Source organism: Geodermatophilus pulveris (assembly GCF_900188375.1).
Lineage (GTDB): Bacteria > Actinomycetota > Actinomycetes > Mycobacteriales > Geodermatophilaceae > Geodermatophilus > Geodermatophilus pulveris.
The window spans coordinates 318,000-337,686 of the sequence record NZ_FZOO01000001.1 but is presented as its reverse complement, the minus strand read 5'-3'; the positions used below and the strand labels follow the sequence as shown (position 1 = coordinate 337,686).

The following is a 19,687-nucleotide window of genomic DNA, read 5'->3' as shown; positions in this document are numbered from 1 at the left end:
CCGACCACAGACGGGGAGACCACCGTGCGACGACTCCTGAGAGCCCTGCTCACTGCCGGCCTGACCGTCGCGGGCGTCGGGGTCGCTGCACCGGCCTCGGCCGCGCCGTGCACCATCACCGACTTCAGCCCGCGCTCGGTGACCGTCGGGCTCACCCCGGTGACCACGAAGTTCAGCGTGAGGACGTCCGGCTGCAGCCTCGCCGACTGGAGCGCCGAGGACGACGGGTTCCAGTTCTTCGTGTACGGAGCCGCGCCGCAGGAGACGTCCAACCCCTGGCGGAACAGCGACGCCGGGCCGATGGACGTCATCGTGACGACGACCAGCAGCGACTGGCTCAGTCGTGAGCGGGTCTTCGCGAACGGTTTCGCGCTCAAGCGGGCCACGGCCTTCCAGAAGGGCTCCTTCGACGCCTCCTGAGCCCGTGCGGCGAGGCGCCCCCGTCACCGTGACCGGCCGCCTGCTGATCGCCAACTGGGGGACCGACGTGTACGGGCCGATTGGCGGCCGTCCGGTCGACGTCCAGTTCCGCACGGCCACGGGCACCTACCAGACCGTCAAGACGGTGAGGACCGACCGCGGCGGCTGGGTGCGCACCACCGTGCCCGCCAGGGCGAGCGGGTACTGGCGTCTGCACTACGCCGGGAACTCCTACGCCGGGCGGGCGGTCGCCCCCGGCGACCCGGTGCAGGTGCGCTGACGCCGCTGCGCGGTGCTCCCGCGCGCGCGGGCAGCCGGCCCGTCGACGGCGGGAGGCCCAGGACCCCACGGTCCTGGACCTCCCGCCGTCCTCTCGGGGACGTCGGGTCGCCGGTGCCCCCCGGACGCCCGCGCCGGTGTCAGCGGAGGGTGGTCACCTTGCGGGTGGCGCCCCAGGGGCTGGCGCCCGCGTCGCTGTTGGCCCGGACCATCACCTGGTAGGTGGTGCCCCGCCGCAGGCCGTCCCAGCGGTGGGTCAGCTCTGCAGCCGGGACCCGCACGAAGCTCCACCCGCTCCACGCCGACCCCGTCCAGTACCGGATGCCGACCTTGTAGGAGGTCACCGGCGTGCCCCGGGGGACCGAGCCGTACCAGCCGAACCGGACGTAGGAGGTGCCGGCGACGAGCTTGCGGTCGGTCCGGGGGGCCAGGGGTGCCGCCGCGGGGATCGCCTTGACGGCGGCTGTCCACGCGCTGGTGCCCCCCGCGCCGGTGGTGGACGTGGTGTGCGCGGTGACGCGGAAGCGGTAGGTGCGGCCGTTGTCCAGGCCGCTGAAGGTGGTGGCCAGCTGGCTGGCCGGCACCGTGCGGTAGCTCATCGAGTGCCACTTGCCCACGCTCGGGCCCCACACCTCCCGGGAGATCGTGTAGCGGTCGAGTGCCGACGGGACGGTGGTCGGCTTCTTCCACGCCACCCGCACGGTGCGGTCGCTGCGGGTCGTGGACACCGAGGTGGGCGCGGAGGACGTCGCAGCCGAGCCCGGCAGGCAGTCGTTGCTCAACGTCGGCGTCCACTGCTGGGCCTTGGGCAGGTCGTTCCAGGACCGGTAGCCCCAGTGCCCGGGATAGGACTTCCGTCCCGTGCTCTCGCAGGCCAGCAGCGGGCCCGGGTCAACCCGCGGTCCGGTGATGCCGCCGGTGCGCACCTCGAAGTGCAGGTAGTTGGTGGTGCAGGGCGCGGTGTCCCCCGTGCTGCCCATCCTCCCGATCTGGGTCGCCGGCGTGACCAGGTCGCCGTCCTCGAGCCCCGTGGTGATCGAGTCGAGGTGGTTGTACTTGGTGACCACCCCGCCGCCGTGGTCGACCCACACCCAGGTCCCGCTGCTCTCGGTGCCCGAGGTCCGGCAACTGGTGTCCCGCGCGCCGATGCGCAGGATGCCCGCACCGGCGGCGTGGACGGGGTCGCCCTTGTCCCCGAGCAGGTCCATCGCCCAGTACCCGTGGTAGCCGTCACAGCCCTCCGGGTACGACGGCGTCCCGGGGTTGGAGTGCGTGCAGGAGACCCGGGCCGGCTCGCGCAGGGGGAACCACAGCGGGTCGCTGAAGGGCCGGGCCGGGGAGGCCGCCCAGGTCGCCGTCGTGCTGACCGGCGCGGCAGTGGCCACGGCGGCCCCCGAGCCGAGGACGAGGGCCACGGCCGCCAGCAGGGTCGTGAGCGGCGCGTGCCACCGACGTGTTCTCGACATCCGACGTCCTCCCGATCAGGTGTCCCGGTGATCGGCAGGACGCGCGGGATCTTGAGGCGGCGGCACCCGTTGGAGTGGCGGCGGCCCGGACGGGCGCTGGGCGGGGCGGACGTGACGGGCGGGGCTCCGGTGGTACGAGCGCCGACCGTCCGGGCGGTGGTCGCCGTCCGGCCGACTCCGCAGCCCTACCGTGACGGAGTGGTCACCCTCAGCTCTGAACCTGGTCGGACTGCTGCCCGCGACGGCGGCCCCGACCGGTTCCGGGTCCTGGACGGCCTCCGCTTCGTCGCGGCCCTGTCGGTCGTGGTCTTCCACTTCACGGCCCGGGCCCACGAGGACTGGGGCACGTCGGTCGACCGCGTCTTCCCGACCCTCTCGCAGTACGCCGCCTACGGGACCCTGGGCGTCGAGTTCTTCTTCGTCATCAGCGGGTTCGTGATCCTCATGACGGCCTGGGACCGCTCGCTGGCCGACTACACGGCCTCCCGGATCGGCCGCCTCTTCCCCGCCTACTGGGCCGGTGTCGCGCTGAGCACCCTGCTCCTGGTGGTCCTGTGGCCGGAGGGCCGGCCGGTGGAGCTGGGCGAGGCGCTGGTCAACGCCACGATGCTGCAGGAGGCGTGGGGGGTCCACCGGCTCGAGGGCGTCTACTGGACGCTCTGGATCGAGCTGCGCTTCTACCTCCTCGTCGGCGTCCTCATGCTGGTCGGGCTGACCCGCGCCCGGATCGTGGCCTTCTGCGTGCTGTGGCCGGTCGTCGGCGCCATGGCCGCCCGGGCCGACTCGGCCCTCCTGGAGGCCGTGCTCCTGCCGACGCACGCACCGCTGTTCGCCGGCGGGATGATGCTGTACTTCGTCCTCCGTGAGGGGCACTCGCTGGTCGCCTGGCTGGTCGTCGGGATGAACGCCGTGTTCGCCGCCCATGCCGCCGACCGGGCTGCGGTCGGCCGGATCGACGAGATCACCGCCGTCGAGCACAGCTCCCCGGTGGTGTGGCTGGTGACCCTGGGCTGCTTCGCGGTGGTCGCGGCGGCCACCCTGACCCGCCTGCGCGAGGTGCGCTGGCGCTGGCTGACCGTGCTCGGCGCGCTGACCTACCCGCTGTACCTGGTGCACGAGTTCTGGGGCCGGTACGTCATCCACCTGCTGACCCCGGCGTTGCCCGAGTACGCCGTCCTGGGGATCGCCCTCGCCGCCACCGTGGCCCTGGCCTGGGGGGTGCACCGGCTGGTCGAGCGCCCGTTCGCCGGCCGGCTGCGCCGCACCATCCTGCGCGAGCTGCAGGACCTGCAACGGACCACGGCTCCCGTCGGCACCGCACCGGTGGGCTCTCCGGCGGCCGGCCGCGCCGTCCGGCCGCCGCACGGCCTCGGGACACCGGGCTGCCACGGGACCCGCACCGCCTCGCCGGCCGGAGTCGGCAGGGACCCGCGCGCCTCGACCCTCGCCCGCTCCTGAGCCCCGGCCCGGGCGGCGCGAGCTGCGGCCGGGATCCGGACGTCCTGGTCGGGTCCCGCACCCCCGGCGGGGAGGTGGTTCCGGACGCAGCACGGGCACCGACCCGCCGGCTGCTCCGGGGGACCGCGGACCACGCAGGACCGGTAGGCCCCCCACTCGACGGGGCGCGAGCGCCCGCCGACGTCGTCGGCGCCTCGGTGGGGCCTCCCCCAGGGCACCGGCCCCGCGCTCAGGCGGTGGTCGGCGGCCCGGCGAGGGTCGTGGTGCACAGGCCGTGCCGGTCGAGGAGACCCAGTGCGTACTGCACGTCCTTCTCGGTGAGCTTCTCCGCCAGCTGCCGCATCCCCTCGGGCCAGCGCCCGGCGGCGTCGACGAGGACGTCCCGGCCCCGGCTGTCCCCCCGGTGCAGGGCGGTCAGGCCCTCCAGGAGCGCGCCGTACCACGGGAACTTCTCGAACGTGGCGGACAGGGTCTTGGCCAGCTGGTCGGCGCCCTCCTCCGTCCGCGCCAGCTCCAGGCCGAGGGTGAGGATCTTCTCCTCGGCGCCGGGGAGCGCCCGCTGGACGGTCTCCAGGACCTCGCGCGGGTCGCGGCGCGCGTCGCTGACCGCCTTCACGGCGCGCCGACCGCCCACCACGCTCACCCGCACCCGCTTCGTCGGGACCTCGTTCCACTTGCCCACGACGAAGAAGGCGGGACGGCCGTCGACCACTCGGTCGCAGCCGACGACGCGTTCGACGACGTCGTCGATCACCACCCGCACCGCGCAGTCCTGACCCGGCTCCAGTCCGTCGACCGTGCCGATGACCCCGTCCCGGGAGACCGTGAGCACCACCGGATCCAGGCGCCTCCCGGGCAGCCGGCGGACCACCTCCTCGAGCTGCCGGACCTCGGCCCGCACCCGGTCGGCCATCACGGCGGCGCGGGTCTCCTCGCGCGGGAGCCGCTCGTAGCGGTCGTACATCGCCAGGTGCCGGTGGGAGACCGTGGCCCGGTCGGCCTTGGGCAGCTTCCGCCGCTCCACCCACTCCGCGCGGGACTTGGTGAAGTAGTGGTGGACGAGCACCTCGCCGTCCTCGGCGTCGACCAGGTCGATGGGCATGCGGTCGGACCACTGCGGGCGCTGGTGCCGGTTGTCGGCGTACCGGCCCCACATCAGGTCGGCGATGTGCGTGCGCATGGCGAGGACGGCGTCGCTGCGGAACAACGTCTTCACGCTCGGTCCGGGCCGCTCGGCGCAGTTGGTGAAGCGCTCGATGACCAGGCCGGGCGTCTTCTCCTCCTGCCCGCCGGAGCCGAACACCAGCCAGGGCAGGGCGTAGGCGGTGACGGCGGGATCGCGCTCGGTGCCGCGGCGGATGAAGTCCTTGACCGTGCCGGTGCGCGGGACCACGAACTCGTCGAGGTCGCAGACGAGGACCCAGTCGTAGCGCCCGGCGTGGTTCTCCAGGAAGTGCTGGTAGGCGTGCCGCTGGGGCGGGATCCCCTCCTTGCGCGGCCAGTGCGTCCGGTGCACGACGCCGGCCGCGTCCAGGGCGGCGAGCAGCTCGGAGGTCCCGTCGTCGGAGACGTTGTCGTACACGTGGATGCCGTCGAAGCCGGCCAGCCGGTGGTAGGCGACCCACTCGAGCAGGTAGTCCCGCTCGTTCCGGGCGATGGCACACACGGCGATCCGCGGCCCGGCTCCCGGTGCCGCTGCCGCGGTCGGTCGGGGGCGGCTCCGTCGGTTGAGCAGGGAGCGCATGGATGACCTCCTGGTCGGACCGGGCCCCGGGTCGCTGCGCCGCCGGACGGACGGCGTCCGGCGTCATGACGTCGTGCCGAGGCCGACGGCGGCGGCACCCACCCCCGTGCAGTCGGTGACCGCACGCACCGCTCACCCTTCTCCACCCAGGGTAACTGCGCGCGTGTCCGCACGACCCCGACGCCACGCCTGCACGTACCGCGACCCAGACGTCTCGTTGAGTAGCATCCCGGTCACACGCTGCCGGGTGGTCGTGCGAGATGGGTGATCGGGTGAAGCCACTGCTGCGCCGGGTGCGACGCGTCGCCCGGCGGGGATCACGGCCGGCGACCCCTCCGGTCCACGGGCCGGCCGGAGAGCTCACCTACGTCGCGGTGGTCAACGGCGACGCCCTGTGGGTCTCCGCGCACGTGCCCGGAGCGGCACGGGCGCGGCTCGGCGTGGTGCACCGGCACCGCAAGGAGGTGCGCCTCCTCCCGGCTCCCACCATGGCCGACCTGGCCGGCCAGAACCTGCCCGCCGACACCCTGGTCGCGACGTGCCGGTCCGCGGACCTCCTGACCGCCCAGGACACGGGGATCTGGGACCTCGCCGTGGTGGAGCCGGGCGGGTCCCCCCGTCGGCTGCGCGTCGCCGAGCGGGCCCAGCTCTACCCCGCGACGCCGGTCGTGCCGATGGCCCGCGCCGACGGGGTCGTCCTCGCCCCCTACACCACCAAGGACGGCCGCGGGGCCGTCCGGGTCCGCGTCGCGCCCCCGAGCGTGGAGGTGACGGCGGTGGTCAGTGAGCCCGGCCGGCTCGCCGTGACGCTGGAGCTGTGCCGGTGGTCCGGGCCGGAACCCACGTCGCTGGTCCTGGAGCGGAGACGTGGGCCGGGACGGGTGTCGGTGCCCCTCCAGGTCACCGACGGCCGCGCGCGCGTCACCGTGCCCTTGCACCTGCTCGCCCAGCAGTGCCAGGGCGAACCGGCCTCGGTCTGGGACGTGGCCGTGCAGGGGCCGGACGGCCGGACGCGGTGCGGCCGGACGGCGCGGGACGTGGCCGACCCGCGCCGCGTCCACCGGTACGCGACGCAGACCTACGACAGCGGGAGCGGGCACGCCGCCCTGGTGTTCCGCCCCTACTTCACCAGTGACCGGCATCTCGCAGTGGAGGTCGACGGGACCGCACGGGCCCCTCTGCACTCATGAAGATCACCTACCTCCTCACCTGGCCCTACGAGATGGGCGGGACCGAGCGGACCGTCATCACCCAGGCCGAGGCGATGGCCCTGCGGCACGACGTCGAGATCGTCGGCGTCATGTCGTCGCGGGCGGTCCCGTTCTTCCCCATCCCGCCGTCCGTGCCGCACCGGATCCTGGTCCGGACCGACGAGGAGGGCGCCCCCACGGTGGCGGACGGGGTCGACCTCCCGGCCGAGCGGCACGCGGAGCTGCACGGGGCCCCCTCCCGGCTGGTCCCCGCGACCTGGGAACCGGCGTTCAGCCAGCTCACCGACCTCGCCGTCGACCAGTGGTTCGCCACCCTCGACTGCGACGTCCTCGTGACCACCACCCCGCCACTGCTGGCGCTGGCCTCCCAGCTGGCCCCCGACCGGGTCGTGGTCGTCCACCAGGAGCACCGGACCTCCGAGCGCCGCGGGTCGTCGCTGGCCCCGCTGACCAGCCACGGGCCCCGCGTCGACGCCGTGGCCTTCCTGACCGCGACGTCCGCGGAGCACTTCCGCGAGTCCTGGGGCTCGGCCGCCCCTGTCGTCCTGCAGGTGCTCAACCCCCTGCCGCCGGAGCTGCGGCCCACCAGCGACCACGAGCGGCCGCTCATCGTCGCCGCAGGACGGCTGACCGGCGAGAAGCGCTTCGACCACCTCATCGACGCGTTCGCGCCCGTGGCCGAGGAGCACCCGGAGTGGACCCTCCGCATCTTCGGCGACGGGCCGAACGAGACGCAGCTGCGCCGCCAGCTCACCCGGCTGCAGCTGACCGACCGGGTGGAGCTGCTGGGGCGCAGCTCCGCGATGGGGGCCGAGTGGGCCTCGGCGAGCATCGCGGCGCTGTCGTCGCGCAGCGAGGGGCTCGGCCTGGTGATCCAGGAGGCGATGGCCGCGGGTACCCCCGTGGTCAGCTACGCCTGTCCCAACGGGCCCGCGGAGCTCATCACCCACGGCGTCAACGGGGTCCTCGTCGAGAACGGGAACGTCGGGGAGCTGAGCGCCGCCCTCCTGGCCCTGGTCGCCGACCCGGAACGCCGCCGGCTGCTCGGGGAGGCCGCCCGGCTGCGCGCCCGCGCCTTCGACGCGCACGTGATCGCCGAGCAGTGGGAGGGGCACTTCACCGCACTGCTCCAGGACGTCCGCCCCGGTGAGACGCGGCTCGCCCGCGTCATCCGCCGGACGCACGACCGGTCCCCCCACGTCACCCGGCCGCGGGACACGGCGGAGCCGGTTGCGCCCGACACACCCCTGGCGGCGGACGCATCGGACACCACCGACCCCCGGGGGACGGACGGGGCGCCGCTGCGCCCGGGGGCAGCGCACGACGTGGTGCTGGTGTCCGGCCGGGAGACGGTGGTCAACACCGGACTGCTCCCGGAGGACGCCCGCCGGGAGAACCTGCGGACCACCGTCGAGGCGTTGGCCGTGGCCGGGGCTCCGGCCTTCCACCTCCCTGCGGCCGGCCCGCCCCGCATCGTCGTCGTCCCCGCGGCCCACCGCGCCGAGGTCGCCGGGGCCCTCCACCGGGCGGCGAGCGGCGGCGGCCTCTTCCTCGCTCCCGTGGCCCCGAACGGACGCCACGGTCGACCGGTCCCCGCCGACGACGCCGAGGAGCTGTGGCGCGCCGAGCCGCAGCGGATCCGCGTGTACCGGCGGTGGGGGAACCCGGAGCGGACGTTGTTCTACGGAGCCGACCTCGGCTGCGACGTGGCGTTCTGGCAGGAGGAGGGTGACCTCCTCGTCGGAGCGCCCGGCGGCATCGTCACCGAGGTCCCGGTCTCGTGGCTGGCGTCCCGGATCACGGCGCTCGTCGACGAGGTCGCGGTCCCCGAGCTGCCCAGGCTGTCCGGGCTGACGCTCGTGGACCAGGTCACCTTCCCGGTGGACGCCGTCTACACCTGGGTCGACGGGAGCGACCCGGCGTGGCTCGCCGAACGCCACCGACGCCGCAGGGACGCCGGACACCAGCTCCACCTCGAAGCCGACAGCGAGGCGCGCTTCCGGTCGCGGGACGAGCTCCGGTTCTCGCTGCGGTCACTGCAGTACCACGCGCCCTGGATCCGGCACGTCTTCCTCGTGACGGCCGGCCAGACGCCTGCCTGGCTGGCCGAGGAGCACCCCGGCGTGACGCTCGTCGACCACCGGGACGTCTTCACGCGGGCGGAGGACCTGCCGACGTTCAACTCGCACGCCATCGAGTCGCAGCTGCACCACATCGACGGGCTGTCCGAGCACTTCATCTACGTCAACGACGACGTGTTCTTCGGCCGCTCGGTGCGCCCCACGCAGTTCTTCACGCCGGGCGGGCTCCCCGCGGTCTTCCGGTCACCGACCCTGGTGGGCTTCCCGGAGGGGGTCGCAGCGCCCCACGTGCGGGCCGCGCTGAACAACCGCCGCCTGCTGCAGCAGGACTTCGGGCAGACCCTGACCAACGGTCTCCTGCACGTCGCGCACCCCCTGCGGCGGTCGGTGCTCCACGAGCTGGAGAAGCGCTACCCCACCGAGTTCGCCGCCACGTCCGGGCACCCCTTCCGCCACGACGAGGACATCTCGGTCACCTCCTCGCTCTTCCAGCACTACGCCCTGCTCACCGGCCAGGCGGTGGCGGCATCGCTGCGGGTCGCCTACGTCGGCCTGGGCGGGCGCGACGTGGGCCGGCGCCTGACCCGGCTCCTGGCCGAGCGGAACTTCGACGTCTTCTCCGTCGGCGACTTCCACGAGAGCGAACTGCCCCTGCAGGAGATCGACGACATGGTGCGCTCCTTCCTCCAGGCGTACTGGCCCTTCCCCGGTCGTCACGAACGCTGACCCGGACGGGCGGGCCCACCCCGCCCGTCCGCGCGGGGTCAGGCGCTCCGCTCGAACGCGCTGGGGAGGGGGAAGTACCGGGAGAGGAACGAGTGCAGCATCCGCTGCTGCTCCAGGGGGTCGACGCCGGAGCTGTCGTGGTCGTTGAGGCAGAACGTGTCGACGTCCCGGGACTCGAGCAGCCGCTCCAGCCGGCGCGCGGTCTGCGGCTCGGCGATGTCGGCGTACAGGTAGCGGATCCGCCCCTCCACCGCCCGGCCGCGCAGGTAGGCGTAGTGGTGGTGCAGCGCGGAGACCACCGACAGGTCACCGGGGTCGCGGAACTGGTGGCCGGCGGTCGCCGCGAACTCGGCGGGGAACCGCTCCTCCATCTCGGCCAGCACGTCCCTGAGCAGGCTGTTGGGCGCGTGCTTGTACTTGTTGGTGACCGTGCGGTCGAACGCCTTGACGAGCAGGTCGCGGTTGTTCTTGCCGCCGCTCATCACCGGCCGGTCGAACGCCCCGGTGGCGCCCAGTCCGAGCTTGGCCGTCGACGGGAAGAAGTGGGCCAGGCCGTTGCCCTCGAAGAACAGCTCCGGCCGGACGGGGCGGCCGAAGAAGAAGTCGTCGTTCAGGTAGAGGAAGTGGTCGCTCAGGCCGGGGACGTGGTGCAGCTGCGACTCGATGGCGTGCGAGTTGAAGGTCGGCAGCCGGCCCCGGTCGCCGAACAGCTCGCGGTGGCTCACCACGGTGATCCGCGGGTTGTCCGTGTCCAGCCACGGCGGCACCTGGTCGTCGGTGACCAGGTACACGTGCCGGACCCAGCCGGCGTACATCTCCAGGGAGCGCAGCGAGTAGCGCAGCTCGTCCCGCGACAGGAAGCGGGACTCGTTGCTGGCGAACTCGTTGAGCTCCCCCCGGCCCACTGCGGCGTGCGCCGCGGCCTTGCGCTGCTGCCACGCCGGGTCCGCACCGTCCACCCAGGTGTAGACGACGTCGATCGGGAAGTCGACGGCGAAGGCGTGCCGCGGGGTCAGCACCGGCAGCGCCGGGCGGGCGGTGCCGTCGACGTCCCAGCGTCCCGGCTCCCCGGGGCGGGCGGGGACGGCGTCCACCCACCGGTTGCGGCGCGGCGCCACCCAGGACCCGGCAGCCAGCGGCTCCCCGGTGGCGTGGTCGTCGGGCTGGTCCTGCTCGAGCACCCGCCAGAACTCCAGGACGCAGCCGAGCTCCGGCCCGCACAGGGCCTCGCCCGACCCGGCGGCGGCCAGGACCTCGAAGAGCGAGTACGCGGCGGCGTCCGCGGATCCGCGGCGCAGGGCCGACAGCCGCACGCTGCGGCCGGTGCTGCGGGGGTGCACCTGCCGCAGGTGGACGGGGCGGCGCCGGCCGGCCGCCACGAGCGCGTCCCAGGCGGCGGCCCGGTCACGCTCGGCGACGGCGATCACCCGACGGCCGGAGACGGGGGCGTCGACGACGAGGTACTCCAGGCCGGCCCGCTCCAGCGCATCGGCCACGAAGGCCGCGTTGGCGGCCAGGGTGTCCATCGCGCGGAAGCGGTCCACCGGCCGGGCGGCGAGGGACTCGCCGCGGTAGCGCACCGCGGTCACCGGGCCGTCGACCTCGGCGGCGGCGGCGCGGGCCAGCCGGGCCAGCCGGGCCCGGCGGGCCCGGCGGTGCACCGCCGTCCTCCCGGTGCCGACGTCGCGCAGCACCTGCCAGGCCGGCGCGGGCAGCACCCGGTGCACCCGCTGCTGCAGGTGCAGCGGTACCGCCTTCTTCAGGCTCCGACGCATGTGTCCCCTCCCTGGGATCCGGCGGTGGCGCACACGGGCGTCACCCGCCTGGTGCGTTCGTCTCGCTCTCGGCGGCGTACTCCGCCAGGACGTCGTCCATCGGGCCGTCGGCGACCAGCCGGCCGCCGCGCAGGTAGAGGCCGCGCCGGCAGAACCGGCGCAGGTCCCACTCGCTGTGGGACACGAGGAACAGCGTGCGTCCCTCGGCGGTGAGTTGGTCCATCCGCGCGTGGCACTTGCGCCGGAAGTCCCGGTCGCCCACGGCCAGCACCTCGTCGACGAGGATCACCGGCTCCTCCAGCCGGGACACCACCGCGAAGGCCACCCGCACCTTCATGCCGCTGGACAGGTGCTTGTAGGGGGTGTCGAGGAAGTCCTCGATCTCGGCGAAGTCGACGATCTCGTCGAAGCGGTCCCGCAGGGCGGCCCGGGACATGCCGTGCAGGCCGCCGGTGAGCGCGATGTTCTCCCGGACGGTGAGGTCGCCCGCGAACCCGCCGGTGATCTCGATCAGGGGGGCGACGCCACCGCGCACCGTGACGCTGCCCCGGTCGGGCAGCATCACGCCCGCGATCAGCTTGAGCAGGGTCGACTTCCCCTGCCCGTTGCGGCCCACCACGCCGATCGTCTCTCCCGGCGCGATGTCGAAGCTCACCTCGTGCAGCGCCCAGAAGCCGTCCCGGCGCGGGCCGCTCTCGCCGCGGACGAGCAGGTCGCGGAGGCTGCGGTGCCGCCGCCCGCGGTGGAAGCGGACACCGGCGTCCCGGACGGAGATCACCGCACGGTCGGTGGGGGCGCCCATCAGATCTCCTTGAGCACGGTGCGCTCGAGGCGGGCGAACACGGTCCAGCCGACGAGGAGCAGGGTGATCGAGACGGTGGCGGACAGCCCGACGTGGGCCCACTGGACGGCGCCCGGGAAGAACCCGGCACGGCACAGCTCGAGGATCCCGCTGAGGGGGTTGAGGGCGAACACCGTGTCGAACGGAGCCGGCACGTCCCGGACGGCGAAGATGACCGGCGAGGCGTAGAAGCCCAGCCGCAGCGCGATGCGCACCACCCGCTCCAGGTCGCGGACCAGCACCACCAGTGGCGCCAGCAGCAGGCCGGCTCCCAGCGTCAGGACCGCCATGAGCACGGCCGCGGGGACCAGCAGCAGCAGGTGCCCGTCGACCGGGGCCCGGTACAGCAGCGCGAAGAGGAGGAGGACCGGCAGGCTGAGCAGGAACTCGACGCCCTTGGACAGCACGACCCGAACCACCCACACCTCGCGTGGCACGTTGGTGGACCGGACCAGCTTGGCCTCGGTGTGCAACGCGCGGGCCGCGTCGACGACCGCACCCTGGAACCACGTCCAGGGCAGCAGGCCGGCGAGGAGGAACACCAGGTAGGGCTCGGCGCCCACGGTCCGGGTGAAGACCTGGGTGAAGACGAACCAGTAGATGCCGGCCAGCATCAGCGGCTCGAGCACCGACCAGAGGTAGCCCAGCGCCGAGGACGCGTAGCGGACCTTGAGGTCGCGCGTCACCAGCAGGGCGACCGCGCGCCGTCGGTGCCACAGGGCGCGGGGGCGGGCGAGGAACCCCGGCCCCGGTGCGGCCGACCCGCTGCGCCGGTGCAGTGCGGCGGGTGTCCCCACGACGCCCGCCGTCACGCCGCCGTCCCCGTGCGTGACCCGCGGCCGGGCCGGCGCCCGAACAGGAAACCGCTGCCCCAGCTGAGGTGGATGGTGGCCAGCACGGCGGGGAACCAGGCGCGCGCCGGCCAGGGGAGGTCGCGCCCCTCGGCCATCGAGGCGGCCGCCACGCCCAGGCCGTAGCCCAGCGGGGCCAGCCAGCCCAGGTGCAGCGCCGGCGCGTGGGTGATCGCGCCCACGACACCGGCCACCGTGCCGGCGAGGATGACGGCGGTGGCGGCCGGCGGGGCGAGGTAGCGCACCCGCACGGAGTCCGGGTGCTGCCGGATGACCTCGCGGCGCCAGCGGCCGGTGTGGAAGAACTGCCGGACCAGCTCGGTCCAGGACGAGCGCGGCCGGTAGGTGACCGCCAGGTCCGGGGAGAACCACACGATGCCGCCGACCTGCCGGATGCGGTGGTTGAGCTCCCAGTCCTGGGCGCGGTGGTAGTGCTCGTCGAAGCCGCCGAGCAGGTCGAGCACCTCGCGCCGGAAGACGCCGAGGTAGACCGAGTCGACCGGCCCCTCGTCCCCGCCGACGTGGAAGCTGCCTCCGCCGAGCCCGACGCGCGAGGAGTAGGCCCGGGCCACCGCCTGCTCGAAGCCCGTGACGCCGACGGCCATCATCAGCCCGCCGACGTTGGCCGCCCCGGTCGACTCCAGCAGCGACACCGCGCGCTCGAGGTAGCCGGGCAGCAGGATGCCGTGCCCGTCGACCCGCGCGACGATCGAGTGGCTGGCCGCCTGCACGGCGATGTTGAGGCCGCACGGCGTCTTGCCGCTGGGGTTGCGCACCAGCTTGACCCGAGGGTCCGTGGCGGCCAGCTCCCGGGCGATGCGGTCGGTGTCGTCCCGGGAGGGCCCGAGGGCCAGCACGAGCTCCACCTCGCCGAGGTACTGCTGGGCCAGGATCTGGGTGACGCTGGCCACCAGGTGCTGGGCCTCGTTGAGCACGGGCATGATCACAGAGACGGCGGGCCACACGCGCGCAGCCGCCGCGACGGCGGGTGCGTCGTACAGGGGGCCGTCCGGCGCGGGCACATACGTTTCTGTCATGGCCCAGTGACCGTAAGTGCCGAGGCTGCCCGCATTCAGTCGGGCGCGGTGATCTGGCAGGTTTTGCCCGGCCCGACACGCTGCTCGAGTCACACGCGCACCACCGGGCACACCCGTCGTGCCGGCCGGGCAACGGACCACTCCGTCCGCCCGGCCGCTCGGCCAGGTGTGCCGAGGCCGGGGCCACCCCGGCGCCCGCTCCTCCCCCCGGGCGGGGCAGGACGCGCGGGCACCTCGTCCCGGCGCGGGGTGGGGACGGACCGGTCCCCCCGGGCCACCTGACCCCGTCCGTCCCAGGCGTCCCGTGTCACCCCGCGCCGCGGGTCCGCACGTGCCAGGGGCCCCTACCATCGCCGTGATCCCGGGTGCACCCCGAGCCGCGGGACCGGCCGACCGGACCGACGCCCGGGGGCCCGCCTGTCGGCACCGCCGCGGCGCAGCAGGACACACCGCGCAGCACGGGTGCAGCCGCGCAGCAGGAGCAGAGGGAAGGACGTCCCACGTGAGCCCGAAGAACCCCGGCCCCCCGGAGTCCGGTGGCGGCCGGCAGCTGCCCGCCCGCCTCGACCCCCGCGCCGGCCGCTCCGGCTCCTCGCGCAGCACCGCCCGCCCCGCGCGCGCGGCCGGTGAGGCCCCCGACGCGGAGGGCCCGGCGCCGCGGCTGTCCACCGCCCGGGCGGCCACCGTGGCCCGTGCCGTCGCCGCCGTGCTGTCCGTCGTCCTGCTCGCCGGCTCGGGCTGGGGCTGGTACCTCGGTCAGGTCGCGGAGGCCACGGTCAACCGCACCGACGCCATCCCCAGCGAGGGCAACGACGGCAACGGCGGCCCCGAGGCGATGAACCTGCTGCTGGTCGGCAACGACAGCCGGGCCAACCTCACCGCCGAGCAGCAGGACGCGCTCAAGACCGGCGGCGACTCCGGCATCAACACCGACACGATGATCCTGGCGCACATCCCGGCCGACGGGTCGCGGGCCTCCTTCGTGTCCTTCCCGCGCGACTCCTACGTGGAGATCCCCGGCTACGGCCGGGACAAGCTCAACGCCGCCTACGCCCTCGGCTACGCCGAGACGCCGGAGACCGCGAGCGTGACCGAGCGGCAGGCCGGCGGCGCCCAGCTGCTGGTCAAGACCATCAGCCACCTGACCGGGCTGCAGATCGACCACTACGCCGAGGTCGACCTGCTCGGCTTCTTCAACCTCAGCTCCGTCGTCGGCGGGGTCGAGGTCAACCTGTGCCAGGCCGTGGACGAGCCCAAGTCCGGGGCGGTCTTCCCCGCCGGCGTGCAGACCATCAGCGGCGCCGACGCGCTGAAGTTCGTCCGCCAGCGCTACGAGCTGCCCCGCGGCGACTTCGACCGGATCGTCCGCCAGCAGGTGTTCATGGCCGGCGTGCTGCGCAAGATGCTGTCCGACGAGGTCATGCTCGACCTGGGCAAGCAGCGGGAGCTGGTCGGGGCGGCGTCCCAGTCGCTCACCATCGACCAGGGCCTGGACCTGTTCTCCCTGGCCGAGCAGATGCAGTCGGTGAGCGCCGGCGACATCGAGTTCCAGACCATCCCCAACCGCGGCACCGACCGCGACGAGCAGGACCGCTCCATCATCCGGCTGGAGGACGAGGACACCCTGCACACCTTCTTCGCCGAGCTGTCCGCCGAGCCCGCTGCGCCGGCCGCGCCCGCTGCGCCGGCCGCGCCGGCCGCGCCGAAGACGGTCGCCCCCTCCGCGGTGACCGTCGACGTGTACAACGGCTCCGGCGTGGCCGGCGTGGCCGCGCAGGCCGCCACCGCGCTGGAGGCCGGCGGGTTCGCGATCGGGACCACCGGCAACGCCGACTCCAGCAGCGTGGCGACCACCGTCGTGCGCTTCGCGCCCGGTGACGAGGCGATGGCCACCACGCTGGCCGCGGCGATCCCCGGTGCGGGGAAGAAGAAGGCCGAGGACGTCTCCTCCGGCACGGTGCAGCTCGTGATCGGCCAGGACTTCAACGGCGTCGGCAAGCCCGTCGACCCGGCTCCCGCGGCGGCCCCGAAGCCGCCGGCCGAGGAGAAGGCGGACGCCCGGACCGCGGCCGACACCGACTGCATCAACTAGACCAGGCAGGCTCGGGGCATGGACACCCCCGCCGACCTGCTCGCCGCGACGGTCCGCCGCGCGCCGGCCGCACCGCTGCTCACCGCCTACGACGACCTCGTGGGCGGGCGGGTCGAGCTGTCGGCGGTCACCCTCGCCAACTGGGTGGCCAAGACGGCCAACCTGCTGCAGGACGAGTTCGACGTGACCGGGGGCAGCACCGTCGCCGTCGTCCTGCCGGTGCACTGGCAGACCGCGGCGGTGCTGCTCGGGGTGTGGAGCTGCGGGGCGACGGTGCTGGACACCGCGGCCGAGGACGACGGCCGGCTGGACGCCGCCGACGTCGTCCTCGCCGCGCAGGACCGGCTGCCCCCGTTGGAGGAGCAGGGCGTGCCCGAGCTGCTCGGCCTGTCGCTGCACCCGCTGGGCGCCGGGATGACCGGGTACACCGGCCCGGCCCGCGACTTCGCCGTCGAGGTGCGCGGCCACGGCGACGTCTTCACCCCGTGGCAGCCGCCGGACCCCGCCGCCCCGGGCCTGCGGCTGGGCCGGCTGGAGCTGACCCTCGGCGGCCTGGTGGACACCGCCCGCGAGCTGGCCGGGCGGCTGGGCCTGGCCGAGGGCGACCGGGTGCTCGTCGACGACCGGACCGCCGCGGAGGCCGGGCCGGTCGCCTGGCTGCTGGCGCCGCTGGCCGCCGGCGCCTCCGTGGTGCTGGCCCGCTCCCCCGACCCGTCCCTGCTGCCCGGGCGCGCCGCGGCCGAACGGGTCACCGCTACGCTCGGCCGCACGATCGACGGCATCCGCGAGCTGGGCCGCCCTGCCTGAGGCAGCTCCCCAGTCGCCCGGACGGACGGACGGTGTGCGGCATGGACAAGGTGGTGGACAGCGCCGCTGCGGCGGTGGCCGACATCCCGGACGGCGCGACGCTGGCCGTGGGCGGTTTCGGGTTGTGCGGCGTGCCGATCAAGCTGATCGACGCGCTGCTGGAGCAGGGCGCGTCCGGGCTGACGACCATCAGCAACAACTGCGGCGTGGACGACCAGGCCCTGGGCGTGCTGCTCTACGCCGGGCGGATCACCCGCACGATCAGCTCCTTCGTCGGCGGCAACAAGGAGCTGGCCCGGCTGTACCTGTCCGGCCAGCTGTCGGTGGAGCTGACCCCGCAGGGCACGCTGGCCGAGCGGCTGCGCGCCGGCGGCACCGGCATCCCGGCCTTCTACACCCCCACCGGCGTGGGCACGATGGTGGCCGACGGCGGCATCCCGGTCCGCTACGACGCCGACGGCACCGTCGTGGAGACCTCCACCCCCAAGGAGATCCGCGAGTTCGGCGGCCGGCAGTACGTGCTGGAGACGGCGCTGACCGCCGACTTCGGCCTGGTCCGCGCCGCCGTCGGCGACCGGCACGGCAACCTGGTGTTCCGCGAGTCGGCCCGCAACTTCAACCCGCTGGCCGGCATGGCCGGGCGGGTGACCATCGCCGAGGTGGAGGAGCTGGTCGAGCCCGGCGAGATCACCCCCGAGGACGTGCACCTGCCCGGGGTCTTCGTCGACCGCGTGGTCGTCGTCGGCACCGAGGGCAAGGGCATCGAGTACCGCACCACCCGGCCCCGCAGCGAGGCCACCGCGCCGCCCGCCGCCGGCGGCGAGGAAGCCACCGTCGAGGGGAGCAACTGACATGGCCCTGACCCGCGACCAGCTGGCCGCCCGCGTCGCCCTGGAGCTCGAGGACGGCCAGTACGTGAACCTGGGCATCGGCATGCCGACCCTGGTGCCGAACTTCGTGCCCGACGGCGTGCACGTGGTGCTGCACTCGGAGAACGGGATCCTCGGCGTGGGCCCCTACCCGTTCGAGGGCGAGGAGGACCCGGACCTCATCAACGCCGGCAAGGAGACCGTCACGCTGCTGCCCGGCGCCTCCTTCTTCGATTCCTCGCTGAGCTTCGGCATGATCCGCGGCCAGCACCTCGACGTGGCCGTGCTCGGCGCGATGCAGGTCAACCCCCGCGGGGACCTCGCCAACTGGCTCATCCCCGGCAAGATGGTCAACGGCATGGGCGGGGCGATGGACCTCGTCCACGGCGCCCGCCGCGTGATCATCATGATGGAGCACGTCGCGCGCGACGGGTCGGCCAAGCTGGTCGAGGAGTGCACCCTGCCGCTGACCGGCAAGGCGTGCGTCGACCGGGTGGTCACCGACCTCGCCGTCGTCGACGTCACCCCGGGCGGCTTCGTGCTCCGCGAGACCGCGCCGGGGGTCGGTGTCGACGAGGTGGTCGGGAAGACCGGCGCCCCGCTGACGGTGGCCGACGACGTCCGCGAGATGCCGCTGCCGGCTGCTGTGTGACTTTCTCGGTCGTCGCGCGCGACCCGGCGACCGGGGAGCTGGGCATCGCGGTGTCCTCGTGCGTCCTCGCCGTCGGCCGGGCGGTCCCGAGCGCCCGGCCGGGGGTGGGGGTGGTCGCGGTCCAGGCCCGCAGCCGGCGCGGGCTGGGCCCCTCTCTGCTGGCCGGGCTCGCCGGCGGCGCCACCCCGGCGGACCTGGTGCGGGCCGCGGCGCACGCCGCCGAGGACGTCGACCGGCAGATCGCCGTCCTCGACACCGCCGGCCGGGTGGCCGCGGACACCGGGCGCGGGTCGTTCCCGGTCTGCGGGCACCTGCTGGGCGAGCAGTGCAGCGTGCAGGGCAACATGCTCGCCTCGCCGGACGTGCTGCCGGCGATGGCGCGGGCCCTCGCCGCCGCGGGCGGCGCGCTGGCCGACCGGCTGCTGGCCGCCCTGACCGCCGGCCAGGACGCCGGCGGCGACGTGCGCGGCCGGCAGTCCGCGGCGCTGCTCGTGGTCGGTCCGGAGCCGGCCAGCGACGAGGACGACGGCGTGCGGGTGAACCTGCGGGTCGACGACTCCGGTGACCCGGTGGCCCAGCTGCGGGTGCTGCGCAGGCTGCAGCGCGCCCACGACGAGCGCGACTACGAGACCCTCGCGGTGTTCGCCCCGGAGGGCGCGCGGGACCTCTACGCGGCGCTGGCCGCCTCGCAGCGCGGCGACCGCGAGGCGGCCCGCGCCGCGCTGGCGGCGCTGCGGGCCCGCCCGGGCTGGTCGGCGTGGCTGGCCGCGATGGCCGGTGACGACCGGCTGGCGGGGGTGTCCCGGCTGCTGAGGTGAGCGTCCGCCCGCGCTCAGCGGTGCGCGTGCCCGCCGCGGTCGCCGGCCGGCTCCCCGTCGCCGTCGGCGTGCCCGCCGCCGTGGTGGGCGTGCACCACCGCGTGCCCCCGGCCGCGGCTGATCAGCCAGCGGTTGACCGGCAGGGTCACCACGAAGGCCACGGCGAGGGCGAAGGCGAGCGCGCCCCAGAACAGCCAGCTGCCGAGGCCGGCGTCCATCGCGCCGGGCACCGACAGCATGACCGCGTTGTCCACGACCTCCATGACGGTGATCGAGACGGTGTCGGCGGCCAGCGCGACCGGGATGGCCGCGCGCAGCGCCAGCCCCGAGCGCATGACCGGCCCGATGGTGAAGGCGTAGCCGAACACGAACGCCAGGGCGACGGCGAGGGCGACGGTCTGCAGGTCCGGCCAGCCCAGCGCGGTGCCGATGACCATGCCGAGCACCTCGCCGATGGCACAGCCGGTGAGGCAGTGCAGGGTGGCCGACACCGCCAGCCGGGTCAGGGCGGTCCCGGTCGGGCGCTCGTCGTGCTGCGTGTGGTCCACGGGTCCTCCTCG

General features: G+C 74.5%; 17 protein-coding genes. 10 read left to right on the top strand and 7 right to left on the bottom strand.

Going from position 1 to position 19,687, the window contains the following annotated elements:
• Positions 1–24: 24 nt before the first annotated feature.
• Both CHB98_RS01715 and CHB98_RS01710 read left to right on the top strand, forming a co-directional pair.
• Positions 25–420 carry a hypothetical protein gene (locus tag CHB98_RS01715; protein ID WP_089303866.1) on the top strand — a complete coding sequence of 132 codons (396 nt, stop codon included), beginning with the start codon at positions 25–27 and terminating at the stop codon, positions 418–420.
• Positions 421–448: 28 nt separating this feature from the next.
• Complete coding sequence (locus tag CHB98_RS01710; RefSeq protein WP_089303865.1) at positions 449–700, top strand: hypothetical protein; 252 nt, start codon at positions 449–451, stop codon at positions 698–700.
• A 139-nt stretch (positions 701–839) separates the two neighbouring features.
• On the opposite strand, the gene CHB98_RS01705 is transcribed toward CHB98_RS01710, so the two are convergent.
• Positions 840–2,165 carry a peptidoglycan DD-metalloendopeptidase family protein gene (locus tag CHB98_RS01705; protein ID WP_089303864.1) on the bottom strand — a complete coding sequence of 442 codons (1,326 nt, stop codon included), beginning with the start codon at positions 2,163–2,165 and terminating at the stop codon, positions 840–842.
• Between the two features lie 198 nt (positions 2,166–2,363).
• On the opposite strand from CHB98_RS01705, the gene CHB98_RS01700 reads away from it, so the two are divergent.
• Positions 2,364–3,623, top strand: a complete 1,260-nt coding sequence (locus CHB98_RS01700) for an acyltransferase family protein (RefSeq protein WP_179224080.1) — start codon at positions 2,364–2,366, stop codon at positions 3,621–3,623.
• A gap of 229 nt (positions 3,624–3,852) precedes the next feature.
• On the opposite strand, the gene CHB98_RS01695 is transcribed toward CHB98_RS01700, so the two are convergent.
• Positions 3,853–5,289, bottom strand: a complete 1,437-nt coding sequence (locus tag CHB98_RS01695) for a glycosyltransferase family 2 protein (protein ID WP_179224078.1) — start codon at positions 5,287–5,289, stop codon at positions 3,853–3,855.
• A gap of 350 nt (positions 5,290–5,639) precedes the next feature.
• Between CHB98_RS01695 and CHB98_RS01690 the strand changes: the two genes are divergently transcribed.
• A complete protein-coding gene (locus CHB98_RS01690) occupies positions 5,640–6,557 on the top strand; it encodes a hypothetical protein (protein WP_089303862.1) in 918 nt (305 codons plus the stop codon).
• On the top strand, positions 6,554–9,385 hold the full coding sequence (locus CHB98_RS01685; RefSeq protein WP_089303861.1) for a stealth conserved region 3 domain-containing protein: 2,832 nt from the start codon (positions 6,554–6,556) through the stop codon (positions 9,383–9,385). The genes CHB98_RS01690 and CHB98_RS01685 overlap by 4 nt, the downstream gene beginning before the upstream one ends.
• 38 nt (positions 9,386–9,423) lie before the next feature.
• On the opposite strand, the gene CHB98_RS01680 is transcribed toward CHB98_RS01685, so the two are convergent.
• From CHB98_RS01680 to CHB98_RS01665, 4 genes are read right to left on the bottom strand one after another with little or no spacing between them, the layout of a single operon-like run.
• A complete protein-coding gene (locus tag CHB98_RS01680; protein WP_089303860.1) occupies positions 9,424–11,160 on the bottom strand; it encodes a stealth family protein in 1,737 nt (578 codons plus the stop codon).
• Positions 11,161–11,200: 40 nt separating this feature from the next.
• On the bottom strand, positions 11,201–11,962 hold the full coding sequence (locus tag CHB98_RS01675; protein WP_089303859.1) for an ABC transporter ATP-binding protein: 762 nt from the start codon (positions 11,960–11,962) through the stop codon (positions 11,201–11,203).
• On the bottom strand, positions 11,962–12,813 hold the full coding sequence (locus CHB98_RS01670) for an ABC transporter permease (protein WP_218822208.1): 852 nt from the start codon (positions 12,811–12,813) through the stop codon (positions 11,962–11,964). Before CHB98_RS01670 ends, CHB98_RS01675 begins: the two co-directional genes overlap by 1 nt.
• Positions 12,810–13,889 carry a glycosyltransferase family 2 protein gene (locus CHB98_RS01665; protein ID WP_089303858.1) on the bottom strand — a complete coding sequence of 360 codons (1,080 nt, stop codon included), beginning with the start codon at positions 13,887–13,889 and terminating at the stop codon, positions 12,810–12,812. Before CHB98_RS01665 ends, CHB98_RS01670 begins: the two co-directional genes overlap by 4 nt.
• A gap of 502 nt (positions 13,890–14,391) precedes the next feature.
• On the opposite strand from CHB98_RS01665, the gene CHB98_RS01660 reads away from it, so the two are divergent.
• From CHB98_RS01660 to CHB98_RS01640, 5 genes are read left to right on the top strand one after another with little or no spacing between them, the layout of a single operon-like run.
• Positions 14,392–15,981, top strand: a complete 1,590-nt coding sequence (locus tag CHB98_RS01660) for an LCP family protein (RefSeq protein WP_089303857.1) — start codon at positions 14,392–14,394, stop codon at positions 15,979–15,981.
• An 18-nt stretch (positions 15,982–15,999) separates the two neighbouring features.
• Positions 16,000–16,788, top strand: coding sequence for a TIGR03089 family protein (locus CHB98_RS01655; protein WP_089303856.1), 789 nt, complete (start codon positions 16,000–16,002; stop codon positions 16,786–16,788).
• A 41-nt stretch (positions 16,789–16,829) separates the two neighbouring features.
• Positions 16,830–17,639, top strand: a complete 810-nt coding sequence (locus CHB98_RS01650; RefSeq protein ID WP_089304196.1) for a CoA transferase subunit A — start codon at positions 16,830–16,832, stop codon at positions 17,637–17,639.
• A gap of 1 nt (position 17,640) precedes the next feature.
• Positions 17,641–18,309, top strand: a complete 669-nt coding sequence (locus CHB98_RS01645) for a CoA transferase subunit B (protein ID WP_089303855.1) — start codon at positions 17,641–17,643, stop codon at positions 18,307–18,309.
• Positions 18,306–19,127: a DUF1028 domain-containing protein gene (locus tag CHB98_RS01640; RefSeq protein WP_089303854.1), complete on the top strand. Its 822-nt coding sequence runs from the start codon at positions 18,306–18,308 to the stop codon at positions 19,125–19,127. The genes CHB98_RS01645 and CHB98_RS01640 overlap by 4 nt, the downstream gene beginning before the upstream one ends.
• Before the next feature lie 14 nt (positions 19,128–19,141).
• Here the strand turns inward: CHB98_RS01640 and CHB98_RS01635 are convergent, their stop codons facing one another.
• The gene (locus CHB98_RS01635) at positions 19,142–19,675 is read right to left on the bottom strand and encodes a DUF4396 domain-containing protein (protein WP_218822207.1); all 534 of its coding nucleotides are present in this window, start codon (positions 19,673–19,675) and stop codon (positions 19,142–19,144) included.
• Positions 19,676–19,687 lie beyond the last annotated feature (12 nt).

Bases quoted from the DNA above. Each gene is read 5' to 3' on its own strand.
- CHB98_RS01685 (WP_089303861.1), top strand. From the start codon at position 6,554: ATGAAGATCACCTACCTCCTCACCTGGCCCTACGAGATGGGCGGGACC.
- CHB98_RS01655 (WP_089303856.1), top strand. From the start codon at position 16,000: ATGGACACCCCCGCCGACCTGCTCGCCGCGACGGTCCGCCGCGCGCCG.
- CHB98_RS01665 (WP_089303858.1), bottom strand. From the start codon at position 13,889: ATGACAGAAACGTATGTGCCCGCGCCGGACGGCCCCCTGTACGACGCA.
- CHB98_RS01645 (WP_089303855.1), top strand. From the start codon at position 17,641: ATGGCCCTGACCCGCGACCAGCTGGCCGCCCGCGTCGCCCTGGAGCTC.
- CHB98_RS01680 (WP_089303860.1), bottom strand. From the start codon at position 11,160: ATGCGTCGGAGCCTGAAGAAGGCGGTACCGCTGCACCTGCAGCAGCGG.
- CHB98_RS01705 (WP_089303864.1), bottom strand. From the start codon at position 2,165: ATGTCGAGAACACGTCGGTGGCACGCGCCGCTCACGACCCTGCTGGCG.
- CHB98_RS01675 (WP_089303859.1), bottom strand. From the start codon at position 11,962: ATGGGCGCCCCCACCGACCGTGCGGTGATCTCCGTCCGGGACGCCGGT.
- CHB98_RS01650 (WP_089304196.1), top strand. From the start codon at position 16,830: ATGGACAAGGTGGTGGACAGCGCCGCTGCGGCGGTGGCCGACATCCCG.